Origin of the sequence: Paractinoplanes bogorensis (genome assembly GCF_018829635.1) — a bacterium.
GTDB lineage: Bacteria > Actinomycetota > Actinomycetes > Mycobacteriales > Micromonosporaceae > Actinoplanes > Actinoplanes bogorensis.
Genome location: NZ_JAHKKG010000009.1, coordinates 385,567 through 410,633, shown reverse-complemented (window position 1 = coordinate 410,633; position 25,067 = coordinate 385,567). Strand labels below are relative to the sequence as shown.

Below are 25,067 nucleotides of genomic sequence, written 5' to 3'. Positions count from 1 at the left end.
GGTCAGTTGGAGCGGCCGTGATCACGGTGAGTGTCGGCGTGCTCGATCGGGACGTAAAGCCATTAGAGCATTGCCCCGGAACCGAGTCCCTGGAATGCGGAAAAAGCCCTAATTGCGACAGTGATCGTTATCCTGCCGCCGATTCGTCGCTACCGGGCGTGAGTGGCGATCTGCCACCCGTTTAGGGTCATCAGCATGGACTCCATCGACCTACGGCTGATCGAGCTGCTACGGGAGAATGCCCGCTCGTCGTACGCCGAGCTCGCCCGCAAGGTCGGGCTGTCGGCGCCGGCCGTGCACGAGCGGGTCGGCAAGCTCGAGGCGGCGGGAACGATCCGCGGCTACCGGGCCGAGGTCGACCACGAGGCGCTGGGCCTGGGCGTGACCGCGCTGATCGGCATCATCGAGGACTCGGGCGCCGACACCGACGACGTGATGGCCGCCGTGCGGGCCATGCCCGAGGTGGAGAGTTGCTACTTCATGGCCGGCGTGGAGTCGTACCAGCTGACCGTCCGGGTCGGCACGATCGCCGAGCTCGAGCAGCTCATCGTGCGCATCAACCGCACCCCCGGTGTCGCCTCGACGCGCACGGCGATCGCGCTTTCCACCAAGTGGGAGAACCGGCCGCAGCCCGGTCTCGGCTGAAAACCCGTTTTCCCGTACGGGCGGAAAGCGTGCCCGGTCCTCGGCGGCTCTCGCTCCCCGGTCCTCGCCGGTTCTCGCCCGCGGGGTGGTCGGTTCTGGCAGGGTGGACATCCAGGGCAGTGCCCTGGGAAGTGCCGTCAGAACGCCGCTGCGCCACTCAACCGGCCCGCTGCGGGTGCGGCTGACCAGCCCGCTGGGCCAGGCCCGGATAGTCGAGCACGAAGCCGTCATCGTCGATGGCGATGTCGGCACTGAAGGTCTCGTTGGCGAACCGTACGCGGCCCTCGCCGAGAGCCGTGTAGATCTGATCCGCGGCCACGACCTCCAAGCTTGGCAGGAGCACCCAGGCCACGTTGAGCCGATGGGCGACACCGGTGTCATCTGTCGTGGGGTGGTGCAGGCCCAGACGCCGTACGGGCAAGGTGTTGGTCAGCGGTGAGCCGCTCAGATCGACGTCGAACGCGCCGTACAGCAGATCGGGATCCTCGGTGCCCGGGAGCCCCGCGCCGGCGTGCCCCGCGGCCGCCAGCACCGCGTCGAGGTTGCCCTGCTCGGCCGTGGTGACCCGCCAACGGCCGGCGGCGAGTTCCAGCCGCACCGTGCGGGCCCAGCCGGCCCCCTCAGCCGCGACGTCGAAGTAGGACGTGGTCCAGTCGGGACCGGTGCGCAGCTCATAGCGGCAGGTGTAGGGAATCGGGTCGACGGCCAGCGCCGTGCCGCGGGCGTAGAGCCCATCGGACGAGTCGGCCAGAACGTGCTCAGCGCCGGCGGTGTCCTTGCGTTGCCAGAACAGCGAGGAGGGCAGCATCCCTCCTGTCTACCCGCCCAGCGCCCGATTGTCGTGCCCGACGGGAGCCGGCGCCCGCCTTCGATTTTTCGTGCGCGACCGGAGCCGCCATCCCTAGACCATCGCGGTCGCCCAGGCTCTGCTCGGGATCCGGTCCGAGGCCCGCTGGCTGCGGTTCCTGCCTCAGCGTCTGCCTGGCACGTTCCCGTATCTGCCCGGCCAGTCCGGCTACAACAAACGCCTGCGGGCGGCGTCATCGCTGCTCAGGCAGGCGGTCCGGCAGCTCATCGAGTCGGTCAACGACGCGTTGAAAGGCCAACTCGACCTCGAACTGCACGGCGGTCGCAGATCGAAGGCGTCACCGCCCGTATCGCCTAACGCATCCTCGCCCTGACCGCCGCGATCTGGCACAACCGCGCCACCGGCCAGCCCGTGACCAGGTCACTGATCGCCTACGACCACTAACCGCGGTTAGGACTTACTCGTCTAGCCCCCACCCGCCCTGGGGAATAGGAAGGGACGCTAGCCCGGCGTCAAGTTCGTGGGGGACTTGTCCAAAGGAGCGCCGTGCTCTGGTGGGAACTGTGGAAAAGCCGGACGCCCGGCCCCCGCTGATTCGGGGGGCCGGGCGTCCGGTCTTGCTGGGTGTTTCTCAGTAGGTGCGCGCCGGGCGGGCCGAGCCGAAGCGGCCCGCGGGGCCCTCGCGGCGGTCGTTGCGCTGGTTGTTGTCGCGACGGAAGCCGCCGGCCCGCTCGCCGTTGCGGGCGCCGCCGAAGCTGCGCTCGCCGCGCGGACGGTCGCCGTAGCCACCGCGGTCGCCGCTGTAGCCGCCGCCGGTGGCGCGGTCGCCCGAGCCCGAGCGGTCGCCGTAGCTGCCGCGCTCGCCGGCCGGACGGTCGCCGTAGGACCGCTGGGGGCGGTCGCCGTAGCCACCGCGCTCGGAACGGTCGCCCGCCGGACGGTCACCGTACGACCGCTGCGGACGGTCACCGCCGTCGAAGGAGCGCTGCGGACGGTCACCGTACGAGCGCTGCGGACGGTCACCGCGGGAGCGGTCGCCGTACGAGCGCTGCGGGCGGTCGCCGAAGCGGCCCCGCGGCCGGTCGCCACGCTCGCGGCGGGGCTCCGGCTCGTCGACCACGGGCACGCCGCTCGGCTCGCGGGCGCCGGTGATCTCGATCAGCTTCTCGTCACCGTTGCGCACCCGGGTCTCGGTCGGCGCGACACCGGCCTTCGACATCATGGCCTGGGTGCTGCGGCGCTGCTTGGGCAGCACCAGCGTGACCACGGCGCCGGACTCGCCGGCCCGGGCCGTGCGACCGGCCCGGTGCAGGTAGTCCTTCGGGTCCTTGGGCGGGTCGACGTGCATGACCAGCGAGATGCCGTCGACGTGGATGCCGCGGGCGGCCACGTCGGTCGCCACCAGGACGCTGGTGCGGCCCTCCTTGAACTCGGCCAGCGTGCGCGTGCGGACCCGCTGGGTCTTGCCGCCGTGCAGCGCACCGGCCCGGACGCCGACCTGACGCAGCTGCTCGACCAGCCGGTCGACGCCCATCTGGGTGCGGGCGAAGACGATCGTCTTGCCGGCCCGGTTGGCGATCGCGGCCGCGATCGGGAACTTGTCGTGCGGCGGGATCAGCAGCAGGTGGTGGTCCATGGTGGACACGCTCGCCTCGGCCGGAGCCGTCGAGTGCGTGACCGGGTCGTGCATGAACCGCTTGACCAGCGCGTCGACGTCACCGTCGAGGGTGGCCGAGAAGAGCAGGCGCTGCGCGTGCTCGGGGGTCTTGGCCAGCAGCTCGGTGACCTCGGGCAGGAAGCCCATGTCGGCCATCTGGTCGGCCTCGTCGAGCACGGTGATCTCGATGTCGTCGAGCTTGCAGGCACCCCGCTCGATCAGGTCGCCGAGGCGGCCCGGGGTGGCGACCATGACCTCGACGCCGCGGCGCAGCGCGTCCATCTGACGGTCGTAGGGAACGCCGCCGACTGCGGTCTTGAGGAAGACGCCGACCGAACGGCCGAGCGGCATCAGCGCGTCAGCCACCTGCATGGCCAGCTCACGCGTCGGCACCAGGATCAGGGCCTTGGGGTGGTGCGGCTTGGCGCGGCCGCCCTGGGCGACCCGGGCCAGCAGCGGCAGACCGAAGGCCAGGGTCTTGCCCGAGCCGGTCTGACCGCGGCCGAGAACGTCACGACCGGCCAGCGCGTCGGGCATGGTCGCGGCCTGGATCTCGAACGGCGTGGTGATGCCCTCGCGGGTGAGGACGCGCACCAGCTCGGCAGGCAGGCCCAGCTCGGCGAAGCTCGGCAGGACGACGGCCGGGACCGCGGGCTCCTCGATTTCCTCGACAGCCGGCTCCGCGACTGCGGCCGTGGGCTCAGCGACCGTGGCCGCGGGCTCCGCGAAGACCGCGGGCTCGACAGCGGCGGGCTCGGTGATCGTGAGTTCGGCGGTCGTCGGCTCGGTGGTCGTGTGCGTGGTCGCCGTGGGCTCCTCAGTGGTGGCTTCCGCAGTCTCGACGGTGACCGACGTCTCGTCGGTGGCCGGAGTCTCGGGGGTCTGCTCTTCGGTGGAACGGGGTTCGAAGACGGACGGGAACGTGCTGGGATCAGCGAAAGTGGTCAAGAGAACCTCTCTACGGGGGCGCATGCTCGCGAATAGCCCGCCGCGGCTGCCGAGAGCCGGCCGCTGAAATGCCCGCAAGAACGCCCGTGGCGTGCTCCGCAAGGGCACGCCGCGTCAGTAACTGTCATAAGTGTACGGCTCAACGTTTCGCACGCCGACCGCATTCCACGCCGCTAGTGGGCAGGCTCACCGCACCAGTGACGCAGGGCACGCAGCTCATGCTGCGCAAACCCGGCAAGCTTAGGCCGCACCGGGCGACATACCAAATCGGGCGACTCGCCGAATCGGGACCGGCGGCCCGCCGCGATCAGGAGAAGATGCCGCCGATCCAGTCGCTGAACGAGCTGCCCGCGGTCAGCAGGAACACGATGCTCACCGTCACGAGCAGGCCCAACACCACCAGCATGGCGACCGCGACCTTGAGGTTGCTGCGCCGCCGGTCGACGACCTCGTCACGCCAGCCCTGGGCCAGGATGTGTCCGGTTAGCGACCCGGAATTCTCCACCGGATTGGTCGAGACGGGCATCGTCGCGTCGATCGTCTCGTATCCACCGGTTCCGTAGAGCGTGCCGTTGGGGTGGATCCGCTGCTGCGGCACGGCCATGGTCGGCTCGGGGTCGAAGCCGGGCGGGTAGGCGGGAGCGGCGCTGACCTGGGTGGCCGGCGCGGACTCGCTCGGACCGGAAATGGAAGCCTCCTGGCTGGGGCGGGAACCGAACGGACGAGACGAACTCGCGCCGATCGGTGGCTGCTGAGGGTCCGGCCCGACGACCCCGAACGGGGTGGTGGCGGCCGGGGAACGGCCTCCGGTGGCGGGCGGCACCGTGTACGAAGGTAGGCCGCTGCCGCCAGTCTGGATCATCGGGGGCGGCGGGACGATCGGCTGCGGCGGCCCGGGCACGGGGCTCGGTCCGGGCGGGCCAGGTACGGGGCTCGGCCCCGGTCCTGGCGGCACGGGCGACGGGCCGGGGCCGGGTGGCATCGGAGAGGGGCCGGGACCGGGCGGAACCGGCGACGGACCAGGGCCGGGCGGTACGGGACCGGGCGGCGCCGGACTCGGAACCGGGCTCGGCGGATAGGGCCCGGGCGGGTTCGGTCCGGGCGGGGTCGGGGCCGGCCGCGGCTCCGGGCTCGGGAACGGGCCCGGAGTGGGCGCCGGGAACGGACCGGGCGTGGGCGGGGCCGGGAACGGGTCCGGAGGCTGGATCGGGTCGGGGCGGCCGGGCGCGGGGCTGGTCGGCTCGGGACGCGACGGCGGTGCCGGCACCGGGGCCGGGCGCTCGGGTTCGGGCTCGACGGGCTCCGGCTCCGACGGGTCGGGTTGGGTCGGCTCGGGATGGCCGGGCTGCGGCTGACCCGGGTCGGGGTCGGTCGGGCGCGGGTCGCCGGGCGAAGGACGTCCAGGCTGTGGATCGGACGGCCGGGGATCCGAAGGCTTGGGGTCGGACGGCGTGGGATCACCAGGGCCCGGCTCGGGCGAGGTGGCCTGCGGACGGGAACCCGTCGGGGGCGGTGTGACCTTGGCGCGGGCGACGACCGAGCGGCTCACCTGGCCGGGCTCGGGCGCGGACGGGCGGCTCACCTGGCCGGGCTCGGGCGCGGGCGGGCGGCTCTCCTGATCGGACTCCGGCGCGGTCGAGCGGGTGGTCGAGCTGCTCTTGGCGGTGTCTGTCGGCGGGAAGAACTCCGAGCGCGAGGAATCGCGGGCCGGTGGCGCGGAAGAGACCCCGGACGATCCGGAATAAGCGGTGGGCGCTCCCGACGATCCAGCCGGCGGGGCCGATGAGGCGACCGGGGCCGCCGACGGGGCAGCGGAGACGGGGGCCGATGAGACGACCGGGGCTGACGGGGCAGCGGAGACGGGGGCCGAGGCCGTCGACGTCGGGGTGACGACCTTGGCGCCCGCGGCCTCGGCCGACTTGCTGCCGTAGAGCTTCGCCTCGCCCGTGCCCCAGCCGGTCGCGCGGGCCGCACCCGCCGAATCGGGACTGATCGAGCCGGGCACCGTGGCCCGTGCGGCGCCGGTGCCCAGGGTGGACGGAAGCCGGCGGCTGGTGCCGTCGACGCGCTCGGGCACAAGATCACCGGCGGCGGGGCTGGTCGGGCGGGCTGAGCCGATGGCCCGGCTCTGGCCGCCGTCGCCCGGAGCACCGGAAACCGGCGCCTCCGAAATCGGCCCACCGGAGCCGGGCGAGCCGACGGCGGGGGAGGCAGACGAAGGCGAACCGGAACCGGCCGAGCCGGACGCAGGCACGCCGGAGGTGGGCGAGCCGAAGATCGGTCCGCCCGAGGCCGGCACGTCGGCGGCAGAAGTCGCGGACACGGGCGTGCCGTAGGTGCCGGCGCCGGAGACAGGGGCCGCGGAGACAGGGGCTGCGGCGACGGGCGTGCCGTAGGTGCCGGGGCCGGAGACAGGGGCTGCGGAGACGGGTGTGCCGTAGGTGCCGCCGCCGGAAGCGGGAGCCGCGGAAACCGGGGCCGAGCCGGAAGCCGGCGCCGCCGAGACAGGGGCCGAGCCGGAAGCCGGCGCCGCCGAGACGGGGGCGGACGCGCGGGCCGAGCCGGAGACGGGAGCTGCGGAAACGGGGGCGGAGGCGCGGGCCGGGCCGGAATCCTGGTCGGCCGGCTTGGCGGCCCACAGGGCGCCCGGTGCGGGCGGCGGCGGGGGTGCGTAACCGTCCTGGTCGTCTGCGGGCGTCCGCGCAGCGGGCGGCTTCATGCCGTCGCTGTCCGGTGCCGCCTGCCGCTCGTCCATGGATCCTCCCGACCGCCGCGTGCCGACGGGATTCGGTCGTCGGGCGCTGCACATAACCGTGCCATATCCGTGCGCGTCAGCACACCCGGCATCAACCGGACCATGCCCCCGGCCCGGCACTGACCACCGGAAAGGCGAAATTTGAACGCCTGCCGGTGGACGTGGCGCCGGCCCGGCCGGACCGAAGCGGACGCCCGGCCCAACCGTGCTGTCAGTTGCCGGAAGCGGACGCCGAGGCGGACTGGGTCTTGGATTCGGTGGCGTTGGCCGAGCTGGTCGTGCCGCTCGGCGTGTTGGCCGCCGAGGAACCGGCACCGGCCGAGTTGGACCCGCCGCCGGACGGGCTGCCGCCCGAACCCGACCCACCGGTCGTCGGCGTCGTGGCCGGCGGCTGCGTCGCGACCGGCGGGGCCGTGGTCGCGGGCGGGGTGGTGGCCGGCGGCGTGGTCGCGGGCGGCGTGGTCGCCGGTGGAGTCGTGGCGGGTGGAGTGGTGGTCGGCGGCTTTGTGGTGGCCGGTGGGGTGGTCGGCGGCTTTGTGGTGGCCGGTGGGGTGGTCGGCGGCTTTGTGGTGGCCGGCGGAGTGGTCGGCGGCTTTGTGGTCGCCGGAGGCGTGGTCGGCCTCGTCGGCAATGTGGGCTGCGCCGGGTTGCCGCCGGTCGGGTCGGGGTCGGGCTGGCCCAGCTCGGGGCCGGGGACGACGCCCTCGATCGAGCCGAAGATGCGGGTGGCCTGGAAGAGCCGCGACCACCGGACCGGGGTCAGCCGCACGTTGAGGCCGGTGCGCGGGGCCTCGACCATCATGCCGTTGCCGGCGTACATGGCGACGTGGTGAATGCCCTTCCAGCTGTTCGTGTAGCTGAAGAACAGCAGGTCGCCGGGGAGCAGCGAGTAGCGCGACACGACCTTGTTGCGGGTCTGCCAGTACTGGTCGCGGGAGACGCGGGTGAGCGGGAAGCCGACCGAGCGGTATGCCGCGTACATGAGACCGGAGCAGTCGTATTCGTCCGGGCCTTCCTCGGACCAGACGTAGGGGTCGCCGCGCTGAGCCAGGGCGTATTTGAGCGCGTTGATGGCCCGGGCGTCGGCGCCACGACCGGCCTCGGCGCCGGCCAGGAAGCCCGCGCCGAGCGCGCTGTCGACCCCGGCCTGGCTCGCCTCGGCGGCGGCGATCTCGTCGGTGTGCGCCAGCTCGAGGCGCTGCTGGGCTGCCTGCTTGGTGCTCAGCTTGCTGTTGAGCTGGTTGTACTTCGTCGCCGACTGGTTGTAGCGATCGGTGCTCAGCGCCTGCTCGTCGAGGGCGAGCTGCGAGTTGATCTGAGCCAGCTGGATCTGGCGGGCCACGGCCTGCTGGGTGCCGTCGCCGCGCTGCAGGCGGGCGAGGTCGCCGAGGTCGGAGAGACCGCCGAGCCCGCCGGGAGGAGCCGCGGCGGCGTCGACCACGGACTGGGCAGCGGCCTCGGCGGCGGCGGTCTGCGCCTGCCGCAGGGCCTCGGTCGCCTGCTCGTATTTCAGCTTGGCCGCGGTCTGCTGGTCACGGGCGAGGTCGCGATCCTGCCCGAGCTGGATCAGCTCGTCGCCCAGGGTCGAGATCTCGTTGCGACCCTTTTCGATCTGCTGCAGGACCGGGCTGGTGGCGACGCCGGTGAGCGAGGTGGTCGGGGTGGGCGTCGCGGCCTTCTGCCCCGGCATGGCCAGCGTGCCCAGGGGCATCGGCCGGGAGCCGACGTCGGGAACGGCGACGCTGAAGGTGTCTTGCGGGGCGGCGGCCGGGTCGGCGAAGGCGGGGACGGGCTGGAACAGGGCGGCGATGGTGGCGGCGACAGCAGAGAACACCACAGGGCGCCACCATGGGCGCGCGCTGCGTGACCGCTGGACCCCAACTCGTGCTGTCGCCATCTGCTCCCCGTCCGCCGCGACATCGTGTGTCGCTGCCGTTCCCCCTAAAGACTTACCTCACTCCTTACACGCCTGTCGATTGATCGAAGATGAAAGAAGCCTGGGAATTCGGCCAACAACCGCGTGACCTGGGCCCCGACCGCGAGCGCTCTTTCAAGATCACAAAGGCTTGCCCGTACGCTCGGAGACGTTGCCGGGGATGAAGGAGCGCCGCAGATGGATGCCGGACTCAAGCGTGAGCTCGAGGCGAAGGTCTACGCCGGGGAGCGACTGAGCCGCGCCGACGGCGAAGTGCTGTACGCGAGTGACGACCTCGCCTGGCTCGGCCGGCTCGCGCACCACAGGCGCACCGAGCTCAACGGCGACCGGGTGATGTTCGCGGCCGCCGACGACGACGCGGAGAACGTCGCCACCATGATTTTCGGCCAGGGTGAAGAGCCCGCGCAGCGCGTCGACCAGATCCTGCGGCTGCGCGAGACGCAGGACGAGACCGGTGGCTTCGCCGCCTTCATTCCGCTGCGCCACCAGGACGACGCGACCATGGCCGCGCCGGCCGAATCGCTCAAGACCTTCGCCGTGTCGCGTCTGCTGTTCGACAACGTGGCCCACGTGACATGTGTCTGGACCACGCTCGGACTGTCGGTCGCGCAGCTCACCCTCAACTTCGGCGCCGACGACCTGGTCGGTCCGCTGTCCGACGACGCCGGCCCGCCGGACTCGGTGCAGCGTGCCGACCTGCTCGAGCTGATCTGGGACGCGGGCTTCCAGCCGGTCGGACGCGACGCGCGCTACCACGTCGTACGGGAACATGATCGTGCCCCGTCGTTGGCCGAGCGTCGCCGCGAGCCGCAGAAAGTCTGGGCCTGAGCCCGGCGCGTATCCTGCTGTTGTCATGACGGAGACGAAGAGCGAGCGCCGACCGCGCCGCGACCCCAGTGGACGCCTGTCCACCATCGGTGACCTTCTCGGCACCGCGATGGCCGGGCTGGTGGTCAGTGGCGTCCTGGTGCTGATCCTCGAGGCGATCCTGTCGCTGACCCACGTCTCCGAGTTCGGCGACACGAGCGGATGGCTCGCGATCATCCTGCCGGTGTGGCTGTTCGTCGAGGAGTTCCGGGCCGAGGGCTTCGGCGCCTCGCGCATCGTGGTCGCGCTGCTCGGCATCGGCTTCGCCGTGGTCGCCGGCATGACCTTGGCCGGCCTGGCCGCAAACCAGTTCCCGACGCTGATCAGCGGTTTTGCCGGTGCCCTGGCCTTCACGGCCGTCTATTGCCTGGTGTGGTTCTACGGCCTCCGGTGGCTGAGCCACCGCATGGGGTGAAGGGGAAGACCATGAGTCCGGCCATCAAATACACGCTGGGGCGCGTGGGGCTGTTCGTGCTGGTTCTCGGCGCGCTGTCCTTCGCCCCGCTCAACCTCCTGGTCGCCGGCATGATCGCGATCGTGGTGTCGGCCGTCGCGTCCTACTTCCTGCTTGCCAAGTGGCGCAACGAGATGAACGAGCAGCTCGTGGGCGTGGCCACCCGGCGCAAGGCCGAGAAGGACCGGCTGCGCGCCGCCCTGGCCGGCGACGAGGACGCGGCCGCCCAGGGTGACCGCGCGGCCGGCGAAAAGCCCGCGTGACCATCCGCGTGCGTTAGCGTCGGAGAGACCGCGTCTCAGCGAAGCCGGTGTGAGCCCGGCGCTGTCCCGCAACTGTGTGTCCTCCTCAGCGGAGGTCGAGCCAGGTCGCCTGGGCGCGGTCGCGATTCAGCGCTCCCGGGGAGGGGCGCCTCGCGGGCGGATTCCCGTCGGCGAAGCACCGGGCCGGCTTCCGTCGGCCACCACCCGGCCGACCGGAGGACCCCATGAAACGCGTGTTCACCGCCGCCCTCGCGGCCACCACCCTGCTGCTCGCCGGAGCGTGCGGCGGCAACGACGACAGTGCCCAGCCGGCGGCCACGACACCGTCGAGCGCCGCCGCCTCCTATCCGGTGACGGTCGGCGACCTCACGCTCGACGCCCGTCCGGAAAAGATCGTCTCGCTGAGTGCGACGGCCACCGAGATGCTCTTCGCCATCGGGGCCGGTGCGCAGGTCACCGCGGTCGACGATCAGTCGAACTTCCCGGCCGACGCGCCCAAGTCGGACCTGTCCGGCTTCAAGCCGAACGCCGAGGCGATCGCGGCCAAGGACCCCGACCTGGTGGTGCTGGCCAACGACATCGACAAGATCGTCTCGCAGTTGACCGCGCTGAAGATCCCGGTCTTCCTGGCCGCGGCCACCGCCGACCTCGACGGCACCTATGAGCAGATCGGACAGCTGGGCACGCTGACCGGGCACGCGGATGAGGCCGGTGCGCTGAGCACGCAGATGAAGACCGACATCGACAAGATCGTCAAGGACGTGCCGCAGCGGAGCACGCCGCTCAGCTACTACTACGAGCTCGACCCGACCTTCTACTCGGTGACGTCGAAGACCTTCGTCGGGTCGGTCTTCACGCTCTTCGGCCTGACCAACGTGGCCGACCCGGCCGACGCCGACGGGGCCAAGAGCGGCTATCCGCAGCTCTCGGCGGAGGCGCTGGTCAAGTCCGATCCGGACACGATCTTCCTGGCCGACAGCAAGTGCTGCCAGCAGTCGCCGGCCACGGTGGCCGCGCGCAAGGGCTGGAGCACGATCACGGCCGTGAAGAGCAAGCAGATCTACGCGCTCGACGACGACATCGCCTCCCGCTGGGGCCCGCGCACCGTCGACCTGGTTCGTGCGATTGCCGACGCGGTGACCAAGGTCCCGGCGTGACCGTGCGGCCGGCCGGGACAACGAGGCCGGCCGGGACCGTGCGACCGGCCGGCCTGCGGGCCGGCTGGCTGGCCGGTGGCGTGGTCGCGGTGCTGATCGCGCTCGTCGCCGGCCTGGCCTTCGGCTCGGTGTCGCTGCCCCCGGCGGGAGTCGCGATCGAGCTGCTCAACCTGATCCCCGGCGTCCACCTGCACAGCGGCCTGACCGAGCGCGAGGTGGCCATCCTCACCGAGCTCCGGCTCCCGCGAGTGGTGCTCGGCCTGCTCGTCGGCGGCCTGCTCGCGCTGGCCGGGGCCGCCTATCAGGGCGTGTTCCGCAACCCGCTGGCCGACCCGCATCTGCTCGGGGTAGCGGCCGGCGCCGGGCTGGGCGTCACCGCGGTGATCTCCCTACGGGCCGGGACCAGCGGCGACGCCACCGCGAACCTGCCGGTGGGCGTACCGGTCGCGGCGTTCGCCGGTGCGCTGCTGGCGGTCGCGCTGACCTGGCTGCTCGGCGCGGCCGGGGGTCGCGACCGCTCGCCGGCCACGTTGATCCTGGCCGGTGTGGCGGTGTCGTCGTTCCTGGCCGCCGGGCAGACCTATCTGATGCAGCAGCACGTCGACACGCTGCGCGAGGTCTATTCGTGGCTGCTCGGCCGGTTGGCCACCGCGGGCTGGCACGACGTGCTGATCGTTCTCCCGTACGCCGTGGTGACCGCCGCCATCGTCCTGTCGCAGCGGCGTGAACTCGACGTGCTCACTGTCGGCGACGAGGAGGCGAGCAGCCTGGGCCTGCATCCGCAGCGCAGCCGCTATCTGCTGATCGTGGCCGCCTCGCTCGGCACGGCGGCCGCGGTCTCGGTGTCCGGGCTGATCGGCTTCGTCGGCATCATCGTGCCGCACACGATGCGCCTGCTGGCCGGGCCCAGTTACCGCTCGATCCTGCCGTTGTCGGTGCTGTTCGGGGGCGCCTTCCTGGCCCTGGCCGACCTGCTCGCCCGCACCGCCGGGGGCCAGGCCGAGATCCCGATCGGCGTGGTCACGGCGTTCTTCGGGGCGCCGTTCTTCATCGTCGTGCTGCGCCGGAGCCGCGGGGCGGGGACACCATGATCCGGGTGCGGGATCTCCGCGTACGGCTGGACGGGAACTTGATCGTCGACGGTGTCGACCTCGAGGTGGCCGACGGCGAGTGGGTCATGGTGATCGGCCCCAACGGCGCCGGGAAGTCGACGGCGTTGCGCGCGATCGGCGGTCTGCTGCCCGCCACCGGCAGTGTGGAGGTCAACGGCGTCCCGATCGAGCGGATGCCCCGCCGTAAACGTGCCACCACGATCGCCACCGTGGCCCAGAACCCGGCCGTGCCGCCGGCCATGCGCGTCCTCGACTACGCGCTTCTCGGCCGTACGCCCTACATCCCCCCGCTCGGCCGCGAGTCCGCCGCCGACCTGGCCGCCGTCGAGGAGGTGCTCGAGTCGCTCGACGTGGCCCGGTTCGCGAGCCGGCGACTCGAGACGCTGTCCGGCGGCGAGCGGCAGCGCGTCTTTCTGGCCCGGGCGCTGGCCCAGGGCGCGGGCATCCTGCTGCTGGACGAGCCGACCAGCGCGCTCGACATCGGACACCAGCAGGAGGTGCTCGAACTGATCGACCGGCTGCGGGCCGAGCGTGGGCTGACCGTGCTGGCCACGATGCACGACCTGTCCACCGCGGGCGAGTACGCCGACCGGATGGTGCTGCTGGCCGAGGGTGCCGTGGTCGCGGCCGGGACGGCCCGCGAGGTGCTCACCGAGGAGAACCTGGCCAAGCACTACCGGGTGCGTGTCCGGGTCATCGAGGGTGAGCACGGCCCGCTGGTGGTCCCGGTCCGTGGCTAGGGACAGACGCTAGTGCCGGCTGCGCCCGCCCAGCACGGCGAACAGGCCACCCTGGGCGTCGGTCAGCACGGCGTACCGGCCGATCGGCAGCGTGGTCGGCACCATCAGCACGCTGCCGCCGAGAGCCAGCGCGTGGTCGGTCGCCCGGTCGACGTCCTGCACCGCGAAGTAGACCACCCAGTGCGGTCCGATGTCGTCGGGCCAGTCCTCGGGGCGCATCGCCTGAATGCCGCAGACCGGGATGTCGCGCACCTTGGCCACCACGTAGGGGACGCCGGACATCGAGCTGTTGCGGAACTGCCAGCCGAACACCGCGCGGTAGAAGGACATCGAGCCGTCGAGGTCGCGGGTGTTCAGCTCGTTCCAGGTCAGGGCGCCCGGTACGTCCATCAGCTCGGCGCCGCGCATCGTGCCCGGCTCCCACACGCTGAACGGCGCGCCGCCCGGGTCGAGGAACGCGGCCATCCGGCCCTGGTCCTGCACGTCGAACGGTTCGACCAGGACCTTGCCGCCGGCCGCGGCCACGCGGTGCGCGACGCCGTCGGCGTCATTGGTGCCGATGTACGTGCTCCAGGCCGTCGGCTGCCCGACGCCGTAGAGCGGGCCCGCTCCGGCCACCGGCAGGCCGTTGAGCAGAAAGGTGGTGTAGTCGCCGGCCACCTCCGCCGTCCACCCGAACAACGCGGTGTAGAACCGTTCCGCGTCGACGGGATCGGCGGTACCGAGATCGACCCACGCAGGTGATCCAGGAGTCGATGGGGTCATGCGCGCATCGTCGCATCGCGCACCTTTGCACGGGCTTAAGTGTCGTTGTTCTAGCTGAACCGACGACCCTCATCCCGTCGATAGGCCCATACGGCCACCCAACCTAGGGCAATCGTCCAGCCGGCCAGGGCCGCGATCGAGCCGGCGTCGTACGGGAAATCACTGACCCCGGCCCACATCAGGCGGGCCGCACCACCGGTCGGCAGATAGGGCGCCAGATTTTCCACGAACCCGGGTGCCAGGCCGGGGCCGGTCATCAGTCCGCCCAGGAACGCCAGCGGGAAGAACAGCAGCTGAGCGACCACGATGGCGGCCTTCTGCGGCATCGAGTAGCCGATCGCGAGTCCCATCAGGATGAACGGGATGGCGATGACGACCGTGGTGGCCGCGGTGATCAGGAACGCGGCCGGGGTCACGGTGGCCTCGGTCAGGAACGTGGCGATCAGGATCACCGGGATCAGCGAGACGAACATCAGCGCGAGGCCGGCCAGGATGCGGCCGGCGAAGCGAGGTCCGGCACCGGCGGGGAGAGTTCGCACGTACGGATCCCAGGGCTGCGCCCGATCTTCGGCGACTCCCACCCCGTACTGGAAAAGATTGGTCGACATCACCGAGAAAGTGATCATCGAGGCGGTCGCGGTGGTGGCGTATTCGGCATTGTCACCGACGAACGGGACGACGAACGCGAGCATCGCCGCGGACGGGAAGAAAGCGCTGCCGAACAGGGCGATCGGGATGCGCGCGGTCTCGATGATCTGGAATTTGGCATGGGTGAGCGCGAGCGAGGTCATCGTTGTTCCCTTTCTCAGGCCGGGACGGGTTCGCGCGTGAGGGTGAGGAACGCTTCCTCGAGCGAGGTCGGGCGCACCTCGAGGCCCTGGAACGGGACCTCGTACGCGACCAGGTCGCGCACCAGCCGGTCGGCGTCACCGGTCAGCAGGTGCAACCGGTCGCCCTCCCGCTCGGCGCTGACGATGCCGTCGAGTTCGGGCAGATCGCCGGCCACGGTGAGACTGACCCGGTGGACGGCGACCAGGCCGCGCACCGCGTCGACCGTGTCGTCGGCGAGCACCCGGCCACCCCCGATCACCACCACCCGCCGGGCCAGCGCCTCGATCTCCTCCAGGTAGTGGCTGGTCAGCACGACCGTGCCGCCCTCGGCCGAGAAGGAGCGGATGGCGTCCCACAGGAACCGGCGGGCCTCCACGTCGAGGCCCGTGGTCGGTTCGTCGAGGAAGACGATCTGCGGCCGCCCGAGGAACGCCAGGGCGACGGCGACGCGCCGCTTCTCACCGCCGGACAGTCCACCGGTCTGCCGGCGTACGAAATCGGTCAGCCCGAACCGGTCGAGCAGCTCGGCCTTGGGCAGCGGGTCGTCGTAGTGGGCGGACACGAAGTCGATGACCTCGCCGACCCGCAGCGACGCGGGCAGACCGGTCTCTTGTGGAGTGACGCCCAGCCGCCGCCTGTTTTGCGGCTGCCGCGGGTCGCCGCCGAACAGCTCGACCCGGCCCGAGGTCGGCGTCCGGATGCCGATCAGCAGGTTGACCAGGGTGCTCTTGCCGGCGCCGTTCGGGCCGAGCAGGCCGACCAGCTCGCCCGGCTCGACCTCGAAATTGACGCCGTCGAGGGCCAGGTTGTCGCCGTAGCGGCGGGTGACATCAACTGCGCGGGCCAGGACCATGGCTTCTCCTCACGGATTCAGCAGCGCTCGGAGCGCGGCGGTGTAGTCGTCGAAGGCGAGCCGGCCGCGGCGGGTGAGCCGGACCAGGGTGGCCGGGGTGCGGCCCTGATGGGTCTTGGTGACCTCGACGTATCCCGCGTCCTCGAGCTTGCGCAGGTGGACCGAGAGGTTGCCGGCGGTCATCCGCAGCGACTCCTGGAGCTGGGGGAACGTGATGCGGTCGTCCTCGCGTAACACCGAGAGGGCGGAGACGACGCGTAGCCGGGCCTGGGCGTGGATGACCGGGTCGAGCTCGGTGACCAGCGGTTCGTTGGTGTCGCTCATCGCATGCGTACCCAGCCGACGATCCCGGCCGCGATCATGCCGCCGCCGCCCGCGACCGCGACGATCAGCGAGTGCCAGCCGGGTCCGATCAGGATGCCGACGATGTTGATCAGGCTGGTCCAGGCGCCGAGGACGAACAGGTCGCGGTCGTTCCAGACGGCGCCGCCGGCCATGTGCAGCGCGCCGGTCAGCGCGACCATGCCGCCGGCCCACAGCAGGCCCGATTTCTCTTCCGGCAGCAGCTGGCTGAACTGGGCGAACAGGATCGAGAAGCCGGTGAAGGCGATCGACCAGCTGATCCCGTACATGATGCCCTGGCGGTTGCTCGGGCCGCTGACGCGACCGCTGACCCGGCTGCCGGCGATGCCGGTGACGATGCCCGCGACGATCATCAGCACCGGCAGGACGGCCAGCGGCAGCCACTGCGGCATGTCGACGAAGACCCGGCCGTCGGGGCCGAACCGCAGGAAGAAGAAGGCGAAGCCGACCAGCCAGGCGATGCCCCACGGCCAGAACATCACGCGCGGGTCGGGCGAGAGGTCACGGCCGACGTTGCGCCGCTCGCGCTCGATGAGGGCCAGGGACTCGGCCGGGTTCAGAGGGGGAGCGTCGTCATCTATCGGGGTCATGCAAAGAACTTTACCGCACAAAGTCAAAGAGGTTTGTGCCATAAAGTTGACAGGGTGGTGGGCATGATCTTGCGACCCGCGCTGACCTCGGAACTCCACGAGATTCTGCGGTTCTGGACGACCGCCGCCGAGAACGACAGCCGTCCCGCCGACACGGCCGAGGCCCTGGCCGCGCTGCATCGCCGCGACGACCAGGCGCTGATCGTCGCGCTCGACGGCGAGCGCATCGTCGGTACCGTGATCGCCGGCTGGGACGGGTGGCGCTGTCACCTCTACCGGCTCGCGGTCGCGCCCGGCCGGCGCCGCGAGGGCATCGGAGCGGCCCTGATCGACGCCGCCGAGGAGCGGTTCCGGGCCCTCGGCGGCACGCGGGTCGACGCGATGGTGCTCGACGGCAACGAGCGGGGCCACGCGATCTGGGCCGCCCGTGGATATCGCCGTCAGGAGGACTGGTCGCGCTGGGTCAAGCCGCTTTCATGAGGGGCGCGGGCAGGGGCTTTGCGTGTACGACCGAGAGTCGCGAGACGGCCCGCGTCAGCACCACGTAGAGCCGGTTGAGACCCTTCGGCTCGGCGTCGACGATGTCGGCCGGCTCGTGGACGATCACGTGGTCGTACTCGAGGCCCTTGACCATGCTGGCCGGCACGACCTCGACCCGGGGGTTGTCGATGACCAGTCGTTCCACCGCGGCATCGGCGGCGATCACGGCCACCGAGCCCTCGTGCGTCAGGGCCGCGGTCACCTCGGTCAGGGTGGCGGCGTCCAGATCGGACGGATCGGACACCGGCACAATCACCAGGTCGCCGTCGCGGCGCAGCGACACCGCCTCGGGCACGTCGACGCCGAGCATCGGCAGCAGGCGGTTGGCCAGTTCGACGACCGAGGCAGGCACCCGGAAACCGACCGTCAGCGGCACCACCGCGGCATCCGGCTTGCCCAGGTGACCCAGCGTCGTCTGCCATTCGGCGGCGGCCCACGGCGCGGTGCCCTGGGCCAGATCGCCGAGCACGGTGATCGACCCGTGCTCGCTGCGCCGGGCGATCGCGCGGGCCTGCATGGGGGAGAGGTCCTGGGCCTCGTCGACCACCACGTGCCCGAAGCTGGTCTCGCGCTCGAGCAGCCCGGCCGCCTCGTCGATCAGCACCAGGTCGGCCGCGCTGAACTTGGCCGACCTGACCGTCTTGGGCGGCTTGGCCCAGCGGATCGCGTCACGTTCCTCGTCGGACAGCAGGCCCTCGGGCGGATCGGTGAGGATCTCGGCCACCAGCGACTCGGGCGTCACGGCGGGCCAGGCTGCCTCGAGAAACCCGGTCACCGGCGCGACCTTGCCCATCTTGCGCAGCCAGCCCTCGCCGGGCGAGTTCCCGGTGCGATATTCGGACTGTCGTTGCAGAAGGGCGACGACCCGGCTTTGGACCCGTTCCCGGCCCACTTTGTAGGGGAGATTCTCGCGCCGTGCCTCGTCGACGATCCGGCGCAGTGGCTCGGCATCGATGCGCCACCGGTACGAGCCGTCCGACACCATGATCGGTTCGGTCGGCTTGGTGAGCTTGCGCCACAGTGTCTTGGCCAGCACGTCGGCCATCCGCACATCGTTCTTGACCAGCGTTGCGGCTGGGGAGTCGATCGTGCGTACGGGAAAACGCCCGACCAGCTCCTCGACGGTCGCCTGCTGCACCTCGACCTCGCCCAGAGCCGGCAGCACGGCCGCGATGTAGGACAGGAAAGCCGTGTTCGGGCCGACGATGAGCACGCCCGAGCGCCGCAGCCGTTCCCGGTGCAGATAGAGCAGATAGGCGGCCCGGTGCAGGCCGACGGCGGTCTTACCGGTGCCGGGCGCGCCCTGCACGCAGATCGAGTCGGCCAGGTCCGCCCGTACGAGCTCGTCCTGCTCGGGCTGAATGGTGGCCACGATGTCGCGCATCGGACCGACGCGGGGGCGCTCGATCTCGGCGGTCAGGATGCGGCTCTTGGTGCCCAGCTCCTCGCCGCGGTCGAGATGCTCGTCCTCGAAGCTGGTGAGCTCACCCAGCACGAACCCGAACCGGCGCCGGGTGGCGACGCCCTGCGGGTCGCGGACGCTGGCCCGGTAGAAGCTGCGGGAGAGCGGCGCGCGCCAGTCGAGCACCATCGGCTCACCGGCGTCGTCGGTCACGTGGCGGCGGCCGACGTGATAGGCCGCGTCGTCGATGTCCAGCCTTCCGAAAAACAACGGCGTCGTCGGGTCGTCGGCCAGCTCCTTGACGCGACGGGCCATGTGGCGGCCGAGCTGCTCGGCGGTGTAGGCGTCGCCGGCCACCCGGTCGCCGGTCGAGAAGAGCTCCTCGGCGCGGCCCCGCATCCGGGCGAGCGCGGCGCGCGACTCGGTCAGGTGGTGTCGTTCGGCGGAGAGTTCGGCGTCCAGGTCGAATGCGGGCACGGTGCATCCTCAGGCAGGTGGTTCCTGGCTGCTCGCGTATCCGAGGGTTCCACGTCGGCCGCTCGGCGCGGGGGGACGTCCGCTGCGGTGCATGCTCACCACGGCCGTCAAGCGGCCATCCACGTTACGCCACCTGGTCGGGCGCCTCCACCGAATTACCCCGCATCTGTGGATAGCGCCTGGGCTGTGGATGACCGAGTTCGGGTGGTTGACAGGGCGCAATGTCCCCCGCACCTCGAGTCCCTGAAATACCGCAGCCTGGCCTCGGCGTTTCCCCGAGTTAAGCATATTCTTAACCCGCCTGAGGTGTCCGATGGAATGGGAGATCTTCATGACCGAGCAGGTCGAGGATTTTCTCGACGCGCTCTATGAGTCCGACCGAGACTCTCGTCGGCTCGTCAACCAGGCGATACTCGTGTTGGAGCGGGTCGGGCCAGGTGCGGGCCGACCTCTGGTCGACAGCATCACCGCCTCCCGGCTGGCCAATCTGAAGGAGTTGCGACCGTCCTCTCGAAAGCGAACAGAGATCCGCATCCTGTTCGCTTTTGATCCGTGGCGCTCAGCGATTCTGCTGGTCGCGGGAGACAAGTCGGAAAACTTCAGTCGGTGGTATCGAGACGCCGTCCCGGAGGCGGAGGAGCGCTTTGCCCTCTATCTCGAGGAGCGGCAGGGGGAGATGACGGATGAGCGGGACTAAGCGCTGGCGGGACACCGAGCACCTGGGTCGCGCGATCGAGACGGCGGGTGGGCCCGACGCCTTTGAGGCGGGCCTGGGCCGGATGCTCGACGAGGCGCGGGGATGGCGTCTGGCCGAGATGCGCCGGCGGCGCGAGATGACGCAGGACCAGGTGGCGACCCGGATGGGCGTCTCCGTGGCGCGCGTGTCCCAGATCGAGGCGGGCGACGTCTCGACCCACGACGTTCTCGCGCGGTACATCGAGGCGCTCGGCGGCACGCTGAGGCTCATCGCCGACTTCGGGGACGAGCAGCTCAAGGTGGCGTGACCCTGCTCCGACGGCGGTATCGGGCTGCATCCCACGCAGGTACCGTTTGGGTATGAGCACTCAGATCGCTGTACGGCTGCCGGACGAGCTTGTTGCGTTTGTCGACGGACAGGTGAGTTCCGGGTCTGCGGCCAGTCGTGCCGCGGTGGTGGTGCGCGCCCTCGAGCGGGAGCGCCGCCGGGCCGCCGCCGAGCGGGATGCGGCCATCTATGCCGCGGACGGCAACGACCGCGACGATCTCGACGGGCTCGCTGCCTGGGCCGGCGGCCGGTCGCTGGACCTCGACTGATGCGGCCGATCCACCTGGCCGACCTCGACAAGAGCCGGCCCGTGCTGGTGCTCACGCGCGAGCACGTGCGGCCCTATCTCAACGCCATCACCGTCGCGCCCATCACCGGCACCATTCGCGGCCTGTCGACCGAGGTGCCCGTCGGCAAGGCGAACGGGCTCGACCATGACTCGGTGGTGTCCTGCGACAACGTCACGACGATCCCGCGCTCGGCCATCGGCCGGCGAGTGGGCTATCTGCTGCCCAGGCAGGAACCCGCGCTGGCCGAGGCGATCCTCGCGGCGTACGACCTGGAGACCGGACCATGACGGACGAGCGCGAGCGCGGGCACGGTGGAGGGACTCGGATCACGGATCCGCGAGTCATGCGGGCTCTGGCCCACCCGGCGCGGATCGCGATCGTCGAGCATCTCAACAACACCGGGGCCGTGGTGACGGCGACCGAGGCGGCGGCGCTGGTTGATCTGTCGCCCAGTGCGATCAGCTATCACCTGCGTGAGCTGGCCAAATACGGGCTGGTCGAGCAGGCGCCCAGCCGCGGGGACGGGCGCGAGCGGCTCTGGCGGAGCACGGGCACCGGACTGCGGATCGACGCCGACCAGGATGACCCGGAGTCGGCGTCGGCGCGGTCGGCCCTGGTCGACATCTTTCTCGAGCGGGACATGGCGCGTGCCCGTGACTTCATCGCCCGGGAGCTGACCGAACCCGAGGAGTGGCGGGACGCGGGGACGATCAGCAGCCGCCAGCTGTTGCTCACCGCGGACGAGTTGCGGCAGCTCAACGAGCGGGTCGGTGAGCTCATCGAGCCCTACCTCATGCGTACGCGGAAATCCGATCCTCCCGCCGGGGCCCGGCGCGTCCATCTGAACTATTTGGCATTCCCGGACGAGTAAGGGGGCTGGCGCGAACCAGATGTGAAGGACTATTTTCGAAGTATGTCCTTCACATCTGGCGATGCAACGCGCTGGTCCGACGTCTACGTCGTGGCCGGGTCGCGGGCCGTGTCGGTCTGCGGCGACTTCCTCGCGGCGACGACGCTGGCGCTGGTGCTGCAGCAGAGCGGCCACGGCGGCCTGGCCGTGTCGGGGCTGCTGCTGGCCGCGAGCGTGCCGCTGGCCCTGCTCGCGCCGATCACCGGGCGGCTCGCCGACCGGGCCGACAGCCGCACGATCCTGACCGTCGTGCCGCTGGCCCAGGCCGTGGTCTGCCTGGCCCTGGCCTTCGTCAGTTCCCCGGTGGCCATCATCGGGCTGGTCACGCTGCTGGCCTGCGGGCTGGCGTTCACCCAGCCGGTGCTGTCGGCGCTGCTGCCCGAGATGGTGCAGCGTCGTGACCTGGCCAAGGCGAGCGGCCTGAGCCAGACCGCGGGCAACATCGGCATGCTGGTCGCACCCGCACTGGCCGGCTTCCTGGTCGGGTCGACCGGAGCCCGGTTGCCGCTGCTGCTCGACGCGGCGAGTTACCTGGCGCTTGTGGTTGCTGCGCTCTTCCTGCGTACGCGAAGGAAAGGTCTGAAAGCCCACCAAGCCGACCTCGCGAAGTGGCGTCTGCGGGATGACCGGACCCTGACGGTCATGATCGGCGTGCTCGCCGCGACCATCGCCGGGGTCAGTGCGATCAACGTGTTCGAGGTGTTCTTCATCCGGGACACGCTGGGCGCCTCGACCACCGTATTCGGCCTGGTCGCGGCGTCGTGGACGGCCGGCATGCTGCTCGGCAACGTGATCTTCAGCCGGGTTCCGCCGCATCGCATCAGCGTGCCCGCGGTGCTCATGGTCGTGGCCGGATCGTGCCTGCCGATGGTTGTCGGGGCGACGGTTCCCGGGCCGGGCTGGCTGTTCCCGCTGTGGATCGCCGGCGGTATCTGCAACGGCGGCATCAACGTCTTCGTCATGGTGATCATCGCGGGCCGCACCCCCGGGTCCGTGCACGGCCGGGCCTTCGCCGCGCTGGGCGCCGCCGTCCAGGGCGCCGGGGTGATCGGGCTGCTGGCCGCGGGACCGCTGGTCGACCAGTTCGACGCCCGCCTGCTGGTGGCCGCAGCGGGTGCGTTCGGCCTGGTCATGACCTTGGCCGGGGCGCTGGTGGTGCGACGTGAGCCACCATCGGATCCGGTCGCGAGCGGTTCCGTGCCGGTGCGGGATAGCGTCGCAGCATGAGCGACAGCGCCGGTCGGCCCCGGGTCGGGCACATCCAGTTCCTCAACTGCCTCCCGATCTACTGGGGTCTGATGCGGTCCGGCGCCCTCATCGATGTCGACCTGCACAAAGACACGCCCGAGCGGCTCAGCGCCGACCTGGTCGCGGGCCGCCTCGACATCGGCCCGATCACGCTCGTCGAATATCTGCGTCACGCCGACGACCTGCTGCTACTGCCCAACCTGGCCGTCGGCAGCGACGGCCCGGTGCTCAGCGTCAACCTGATCTCGACCCGGCCGCTGGCCGAGCTCGACGGCCGGCCGGTCGCGCTCGGCTCGACCAGCCGAACGGGCGTGCTGCTGGCCCAGATGTTGCTGGCCGAGCAGTACGGCGCCGAGCCCGAATACTTCCGCTGCCCGCCCGAACTCACCCAGATGCTGATCGAAGCCGACGCCGGCGTGCTGATCGGTGACCCGGCCCTCCGCGCCATGTACGAGGCACCCCGCCTCGGCCTGCAGGTCACCGACCTGGGCCAGGCCTGGCGCGACTGGACCGGCCTGCCGATGGTGTTCGCGGTGTGGGCCGTCCGCAAGGAGTTCGCGGCCGCCCACCCCGGCGTGGTCAAAGAGGTGCACGAGGCGTTCCAGCGGTCCCGCGACCTCTGCCTGGGCGAACTCGACGAGGTCGCCGCCTCGGCCGCCCGCTGGGAACCGTTCGACGCCGAGACCCTGGCCACCTACTTCCGGGCGCTCGACTTCTCGCTCGGCGAGCGCCAGATCGCCGGTGTGCGAGAGTTCGCCCGCCGTGCGGCGGCTCGCGGTGAGGTTCCCCCGCTGCCCGCCGAAGGCCCGCTGTTCGCCGAAGTTTGATCTCCGAGGGCGATGCGGTGGTCAACGCCGCATTTGACCCCGCTTGCTAGGGTCCGTCGGGCCATGAAGAGTCCCCAGTTCGACGGGCACGAGCGGGCCCGCTGGGCCGGGCGTGCCGTCGCCTACGACCGCAGCTTCGCACGACTCTGCGCGCATCCGGCCGAGGCGCTGCTGGATGCGGCGGAGGTCGACAAGGGGCATCACCTGCTCGACGCCGGCACCGGAACCGGCACGGTGGCCGCCCTGGCCTCCGCCCGTGGCGCGACGGTGATGGCCGCCGACGCCGAACCGTCCATGCTCGAGCTGGCCGCGACCCGCCTTCCACCCGGGGCGACCGTGCTCGCGACCCTGCCGGTGCTGCCCTTCCCGGCGCGCACTTTCGACGTCGCCGTGGCCAACTTCGTGATCAACCACGTCGGCAACCCGGCCGCCGCGGTGGCCGAACTCGCGCGGGTGACCCGTCCCGGCGGGCGGGTTGCGGTGACGCTCTGGCCGTCCCCGCCGCCGACCGCCCAACGGCTGTGGGGCGAGATCTTCGACGCCGCCGGCGCGGAACGGCCCGCCACGATGCCCCGTCTCGAACCGGCGAAGGACTTCCCGCGTACGGAATCGGGCCTGTCCGCCCTGCTCGAGAGCGCCGGCCTGACCGAGGTCACCTGCTCGACGGTCTCGTGGACGCTGCACATCACCGCCGACGACTGGTGGGCCGGGCCGGCCGCCGGCCTGAGCACCGCCGGGCTGATCCTCGACGCCCAGCCGCCGTCGGTCGTGGCCGAGGTGCGGGCTGCGTTCGACGAGCTGACTGCCCCCTACCGCACCGACCGCGGCGACCTGGCCCTGCCCGCGTCGGCGCTGCTGGCGGGCGGCGTCCGCTTTTGACCGGCGTCCGCTCTTGACCGGCATCCGCTCTTAACCGGCATCCGCCGGGACGCTGGATGGCGTTGCCAGCGGCGCTGCTGTGCAGGGCCGTTATGGACTTGGCGCTCAGCGGGCAGAGGCGGGCATCGCATCGACCGTGGCGCCTGGCCCGCCCGCGTCGGCTCACAGCCGGCCTTCGCCGGGACGCTGGATGGCGTCGCGAGCTGGTTGATGAGGCGGGGCGGCGGCTCGCGGCGCTGCTGTGCAGGGCCGTTATGGACTTGGCGCTCAGCGGGCAGAGGCGGGCATCGCATCGACCGTGGCGCCTGGCCCGCCCGCGTCGGCTCATAACCGGCCTTCGCCGGGACGCTGGATGGCGTCGCGAGCTGGTTGATGAGGCGGGGCGGCGGCTCGCGGCGCTGGCCGTTATCGACTTGGCGCTCACCGGGTCGCTGCGGCATTGCACCGACCGCGGCGACTTGGGCCTGCCCGCCTCGGCGCTGCTGGCCGGTGGGCTTGCGCGCGTAGCCGGCATGCGCAGTGGTCTTGGTGGTCGGCCGAGCGCAGAGCCCGCCCTCCACCGGGGGCGCCCCCGGCCACCACGGATTTTACGGGGCTGGGCGAATCTTGGCGGTCGACGAGCGCCTGCCCTGTGGATATCGCGAGACTGTGGACAGACTTACGGAACGGTCGGCCCGGGCGTCTGGTCGCGCAGGCGGGCTGCGTCTTGGCTGGGTGGCGGCGGCG

26 protein-coding genes, 1 pseudogene and 1 riboswitch are annotated in these 25,067 nt (G+C 71.2%); of the genes and pseudogenes, 17 read left to right on the top strand and 10 right to left on the bottom strand.

Annotated elements, in window-relative coordinates; all coding sequences use genetic code 11:
• The first annotated feature begins 195 nt into the window (after positions 1-195).
• Positions 196-645, top strand: coding sequence for an Lrp/AsnC family transcriptional regulator (locus KOI35_RS29965; RefSeq protein WP_215791975.1), 450 nt, complete (start codon positions 196-198; stop codon positions 643-645).
• A 157-nt stretch (positions 646-802) separates the two neighbouring features.
• On the opposite strand, the gene KOI35_RS29960 is transcribed toward KOI35_RS29965, so the two are convergent.
• Positions 803-1,453, bottom strand: a complete 651-nt coding sequence (locus tag KOI35_RS29960; RefSeq protein ID WP_215791974.1) for a putative glycolipid-binding domain-containing protein — start codon at positions 1,451-1,453, stop codon at positions 803-805.
• 247 nt (positions 1,454-1,700) lie between these two features.
• On the opposite strand from KOI35_RS29960, the pseudogene KOI35_RS47765 reads away from it, so the two are divergent.
• A pseudogene (locus KOI35_RS47765) lies at positions 1,701-1,897 on the top strand (IS982 family transposase); the annotation flags it as partial.
• A 187-nt stretch (positions 1,898-2,084) separates the two neighbouring features.
• On the opposite strand, the gene KOI35_RS29955 reads toward KOI35_RS47765, so the two are convergent.
• From KOI35_RS29955 to KOI35_RS48520, 3 genes are all read right to left on the bottom strand, one after another.
• A complete protein-coding gene (locus KOI35_RS29955) occupies positions 2,085-4,058 on the bottom strand; it encodes a DEAD/DEAH box helicase (protein WP_246613926.1) in 1,974 nt (657 codons plus the stop codon).
• Between the two features lie 307 nt (positions 4,059-4,365).
• Positions 4,366-6,813, bottom strand: a complete 2,448-nt coding sequence (locus tag KOI35_RS48525; protein WP_215791973.1) for a hypothetical protein — start codon at positions 6,811-6,813, stop codon at positions 4,366-4,368.
• Between the two features lie 211 nt (positions 6,814-7,024).
• Positions 7,025-8,650, bottom strand: coding sequence for a C40 family peptidase (locus KOI35_RS48520; RefSeq protein ID WP_308121212.1), 1,626 nt, complete (start codon positions 8,648-8,650; stop codon positions 7,025-7,027).
• Positions 8,651-8,926: 276 nt separating this feature from the next.
• Between KOI35_RS48520 and KOI35_RS29940 the strand changes: the two genes are divergently transcribed.
• The 6 genes from KOI35_RS29940 to KOI35_RS29915 all read left to right on the top strand — a co-directional run bounded on the left by KOI35_RS29940 (position 8,927) and on the right by KOI35_RS29915 (position 13,342).
• On the top strand, positions 8,927-9,577 hold the full coding sequence (locus KOI35_RS29940) for a hypothetical protein (RefSeq protein ID WP_215791971.1): 651 nt from the start codon (positions 8,927-8,929) through the stop codon (positions 9,575-9,577).
• 25 nt (positions 9,578-9,602) lie between these two features.
• Positions 9,603-10,031 (top strand): hypothetical protein, encoded by a 429-nt coding sequence (locus tag KOI35_RS29935; protein WP_215791970.1) that lies wholly within the window; start codon positions 9,603-9,605, stop codon positions 10,029-10,031.
• 11 nt (positions 10,032-10,042) lie between these two features.
• Positions 10,043-10,333: a DUF4229 domain-containing protein gene (locus tag KOI35_RS29930; protein ID WP_215791969.1), complete on the top strand. Its 291-nt coding sequence runs from the start codon at positions 10,043-10,045 to the stop codon at positions 10,331-10,333.
• Positions 10,334-10,376: 43 nt separating this feature from the next.
• Positions 10,377-10,438: riboswitch (cobalamin riboswitch) on the top strand.
• Between the two features lie 119 nt (positions 10,439-10,557).
• Positions 10,558-11,490: an ABC transporter substrate-binding protein gene (locus KOI35_RS29925; RefSeq protein WP_215791968.1), complete on the top strand. Its 933-nt coding sequence runs from the start codon at positions 10,558-10,560 to the stop codon at positions 11,488-11,490.
• Positions 11,491-11,492: 2 nt separating this feature from the next.
• Positions 11,493-12,581 carry a FecCD family ABC transporter permease gene (locus KOI35_RS29920; RefSeq protein WP_438870637.1) on the top strand — a complete coding sequence of 363 codons (1,089 nt, stop codon included), beginning with the start codon at positions 11,493-11,495 and terminating at the stop codon, positions 12,579-12,581.
• Positions 12,578-13,342 carry an ABC transporter ATP-binding protein gene (locus tag KOI35_RS29915; RefSeq protein WP_215791966.1) on the top strand — a complete coding sequence of 255 codons (765 nt, stop codon included), beginning with the start codon at positions 12,578-12,580 and terminating at the stop codon, positions 13,340-13,342. The genes KOI35_RS29920 and KOI35_RS29915 overlap by 4 nt, the downstream gene beginning before the upstream one ends.
• Positions 13,343-13,351: 9 nt before the next feature.
• Here the strand turns inward: KOI35_RS29915 and KOI35_RS29910 are convergent, their stop codons facing one another.
• The 5 genes from KOI35_RS29910 to KOI35_RS29890 are packed head-to-tail and all read right to left on the bottom strand — an operon-like array spanning position 13,352 to position 16,744.
• Complete coding sequence (locus KOI35_RS29910) at positions 13,352-14,107, bottom strand: VOC family protein (protein ID WP_215791965.1); 756 nt, start codon at positions 14,105-14,107, stop codon at positions 13,352-13,354.
• A 50-nt stretch (positions 14,108-14,157) separates the two neighbouring features.
• Positions 14,158-14,898, bottom strand: a complete 741-nt coding sequence (locus KOI35_RS29905) for an ABC transporter permease (protein ID WP_215791964.1) — start codon at positions 14,896-14,898, stop codon at positions 14,158-14,160.
• 14 nt (positions 14,899-14,912) lie between these two features.
• Complete coding sequence (locus KOI35_RS29900; RefSeq protein ID WP_215791963.1) at positions 14,913-15,791, bottom strand: ABC transporter ATP-binding protein; 879 nt, start codon at positions 15,789-15,791, stop codon at positions 14,913-14,915.
• A 9-nt stretch (positions 15,792-15,800) separates the two neighbouring features.
• Positions 15,801-16,115: a winged helix-turn-helix domain-containing protein gene (locus tag KOI35_RS29895; protein ID WP_215791962.1), complete on the bottom strand. Its 315-nt coding sequence runs from the start codon at positions 16,113-16,115 to the stop codon at positions 15,801-15,803.
• Positions 16,112-16,744, bottom strand: a complete 633-nt coding sequence (locus tag KOI35_RS29890; RefSeq protein WP_215791961.1) for a transporter — start codon at positions 16,742-16,744, stop codon at positions 16,112-16,114. The genes KOI35_RS29895 and KOI35_RS29890 overlap by 4 nt, the downstream gene beginning before the upstream one ends.
• Positions 16,745-16,807: 63 nt before the next feature.
• On the opposite strand from KOI35_RS29890, the gene KOI35_RS29885 reads away from it, so the two are divergent.
• The gene (locus KOI35_RS29885; protein ID WP_215791960.1) at positions 16,808-17,224 is read left to right on the top strand and encodes a GNAT family N-acetyltransferase; all 417 of its coding nucleotides are present in this window, start codon (positions 16,808-16,810) and stop codon (positions 17,222-17,224) included.
• Here KOI35_RS29885 and KOI35_RS29880 read toward each other — a convergent pair.
• Positions 17,208-19,163 carry a HelD family protein gene (locus KOI35_RS29880; RefSeq protein WP_215791959.1) on the bottom strand — a complete coding sequence of 652 codons (1,956 nt, stop codon included), beginning with the start codon at positions 19,161-19,163 and terminating at the stop codon, positions 17,208-17,210. The two genes, KOI35_RS29885 and KOI35_RS29880, sit on opposite strands and share 17 nt — an antisense overlap.
• Before the next feature lie 313 nt (positions 19,164-19,476).
• Here KOI35_RS29880 and KOI35_RS29875 point away from each other — a divergent pair, with 313 nt between their 5' ends.
• The 8 genes from KOI35_RS29875 to KOI35_RS29840 all read left to right on the top strand — a co-directional run bounded on the left by KOI35_RS29875 (position 19,477) and on the right by KOI35_RS29840 (position 24,341).
• A complete protein-coding gene (locus KOI35_RS29875) occupies positions 19,477-19,860 on the top strand; it encodes a type II toxin-antitoxin system RelE/ParE family toxin (RefSeq protein ID WP_215791958.1) in 384 nt (127 codons plus the stop codon).
• Positions 19,847-20,167 (top strand): helix-turn-helix domain-containing protein, encoded by a 321-nt coding sequence (locus tag KOI35_RS29870; protein WP_215791957.1) that lies wholly within the window; start codon positions 19,847-19,849, stop codon positions 20,165-20,167. The genes KOI35_RS29875 and KOI35_RS29870 overlap by 14 nt, the downstream gene beginning before the upstream one ends.
• Positions 20,168-20,219: 52 nt before the next feature.
• Positions 20,220-20,456, top strand: coding sequence for a YlcI/YnfO family protein (locus KOI35_RS29865; RefSeq protein ID WP_215791956.1), 237 nt, complete (start codon positions 20,220-20,222; stop codon positions 20,454-20,456).
• Positions 20,456-20,764 (top strand): type II toxin-antitoxin system PemK/MazF family toxin, encoded by a 309-nt coding sequence (locus KOI35_RS29860; protein WP_215791955.1) that lies wholly within the window; start codon positions 20,456-20,458, stop codon positions 20,762-20,764. Before KOI35_RS29865 ends, KOI35_RS29860 begins: the two co-directional genes overlap by 1 nt.
• A 56-nt stretch (positions 20,765-20,820) precedes the next feature.
• The gene (locus KOI35_RS29855; RefSeq protein WP_246613925.1) at positions 20,821-21,348 is read left to right on the top strand and encodes a helix-turn-helix domain-containing protein; all 528 of its coding nucleotides are present in this window, start codon (positions 20,821-20,823) and stop codon (positions 21,346-21,348) included.
• A gap of 42 nt (positions 21,349-21,390) precedes the next feature.
• Positions 21,391-22,614: an MFS transporter gene (locus KOI35_RS29850; protein WP_215791953.1), complete on the top strand. Its 1,224-nt coding sequence runs from the start codon at positions 21,391-21,393 to the stop codon at positions 22,612-22,614.
• Positions 22,611-23,462 (top strand): menaquinone biosynthetic enzyme MqnA/MqnD family protein, encoded by an 852-nt coding sequence (locus KOI35_RS29845; protein ID WP_215791952.1) that lies wholly within the window; start codon positions 22,611-22,613, stop codon positions 23,460-23,462. Before KOI35_RS29850 ends, KOI35_RS29845 begins: the two co-directional genes overlap by 4 nt.
• Before the next feature lie 63 nt (positions 23,463-23,525).
• A complete protein-coding gene (locus KOI35_RS29840) occupies positions 23,526-24,341 on the top strand; it encodes a class I SAM-dependent methyltransferase (protein ID WP_215791951.1) in 816 nt (271 codons plus the stop codon).
• The last annotated feature ends 726 nt before the right edge of the window (positions 24,342-25,067 follow it).

Excerpts from the sequence above, each read along its gene's own strand:
- KOI35_RS29965 (WP_215791975.1), top strand. The coding sequence starts at position 196 with ATGGACTCCATCGACCTACGGCTGATCGAGCTGCTACGGGAGAATGCC.
- KOI35_RS29960 (WP_215791974.1), bottom strand. The coding sequence starts at position 1,453 with ATGCTGCCCTCCTCGCTGTTCTGGCAACGCAAGGACACCGCCGGCGCT.
- KOI35_RS48525 (WP_215791973.1), bottom strand. The coding sequence starts at position 6,813 with ATGGACGAGCGGCAGGCGGCACCGGACAGCGACGGCATGAAGCCGCCC.
- KOI35_RS29940 (WP_215791971.1), top strand. The coding sequence starts at position 8,927 with ATGGATGCCGGACTCAAGCGTGAGCTCGAGGCGAAGGTCTACGCCGGG.
- KOI35_RS29935 (WP_215791970.1), top strand. The coding sequence starts at position 9,603 with ATGACGGAGACGAAGAGCGAGCGCCGACCGCGCCGCGACCCCAGTGGA.
- KOI35_RS29930 (WP_215791969.1), top strand. The coding sequence starts at position 10,043 with ATGAGTCCGGCCATCAAATACACGCTGGGGCGCGTGGGGCTGTTCGTG.
- KOI35_RS29925 (WP_215791968.1), top strand. The coding sequence starts at position 10,558 with ATGAAACGCGTGTTCACCGCCGCCCTCGCGGCCACCACCCTGCTGCTC.
- KOI35_RS29915 (WP_215791966.1), top strand. The coding sequence starts at position 12,578 with ATGATCCGGGTGCGGGATCTCCGCGTACGGCTGGACGGGAACTTGATC.
- KOI35_RS29910 (WP_215791965.1), bottom strand. The coding sequence starts at position 14,107 with ATGACCCCATCGACTCCTGGATCACCTGCGTGGGTCGATCTCGGTACC.
- KOI35_RS29905 (WP_215791964.1), bottom strand. The coding sequence starts at position 14,898 with ATGACCTCGCTCGCGCTCACCCATGCCAAATTCCAGATCATCGAGACC.
- KOI35_RS29900 (WP_215791963.1), bottom strand. The coding sequence starts at position 15,791 with ATGGTCCTGGCCCGCGCAGTTGATGTCACCCGCCGCTACGGCGACAAC.
- KOI35_RS29895 (WP_215791962.1), bottom strand. The coding sequence starts at position 16,115 with ATGAGCGACACCAACGAACCGCTGGTCACCGAGCTCGACCCGGTCATC.
- KOI35_RS29890 (WP_215791961.1), bottom strand. The coding sequence starts at position 16,744 with ATGACCCCGATAGATGACGACGCTCCCCCTCTGAACCCGGCCGAGTCC.
- KOI35_RS29885 (WP_215791960.1), top strand. The coding sequence starts at position 16,808 with ATGATCTTGCGACCCGCGCTGACCTCGGAACTCCACGAGATTCTGCGG.
- KOI35_RS29875 (WP_215791958.1), top strand. The coding sequence starts at position 19,477 with ATGGAATGGGAGATCTTCATGACCGAGCAGGTCGAGGATTTTCTCGAC.
- KOI35_RS29870 (WP_215791957.1), top strand. The coding sequence starts at position 19,847 with ATGAGCGGGACTAAGCGCTGGCGGGACACCGAGCACCTGGGTCGCGCG.
- KOI35_RS29865 (WP_215791956.1), top strand. The coding sequence starts at position 20,220 with ATGAGCACTCAGATCGCTGTACGGCTGCCGGACGAGCTTGTTGCGTTT.
- KOI35_RS29860 (WP_215791955.1), top strand. The coding sequence starts at position 20,456 with ATGCGGCCGATCCACCTGGCCGACCTCGACAAGAGCCGGCCCGTGCTG.
- KOI35_RS29855 (WP_246613925.1), top strand. The coding sequence starts at position 20,821 with ATGCGGGCTCTGGCCCACCCGGCGCGGATCGCGATCGTCGAGCATCTC.
- KOI35_RS29850 (WP_215791953.1), top strand. The coding sequence starts at position 21,391 with ATGTCCTTCACATCTGGCGATGCAACGCGCTGGTCCGACGTCTACGTC.
- KOI35_RS29845 (WP_215791952.1), top strand. The coding sequence starts at position 22,611 with ATGAGCGACAGCGCCGGTCGGCCCCGGGTCGGGCACATCCAGTTCCTC.
- KOI35_RS29840 (WP_215791951.1), top strand. The coding sequence starts at position 23,526 with ATGAAGAGTCCCCAGTTCGACGGGCACGAGCGGGCCCGCTGGGCCGGG.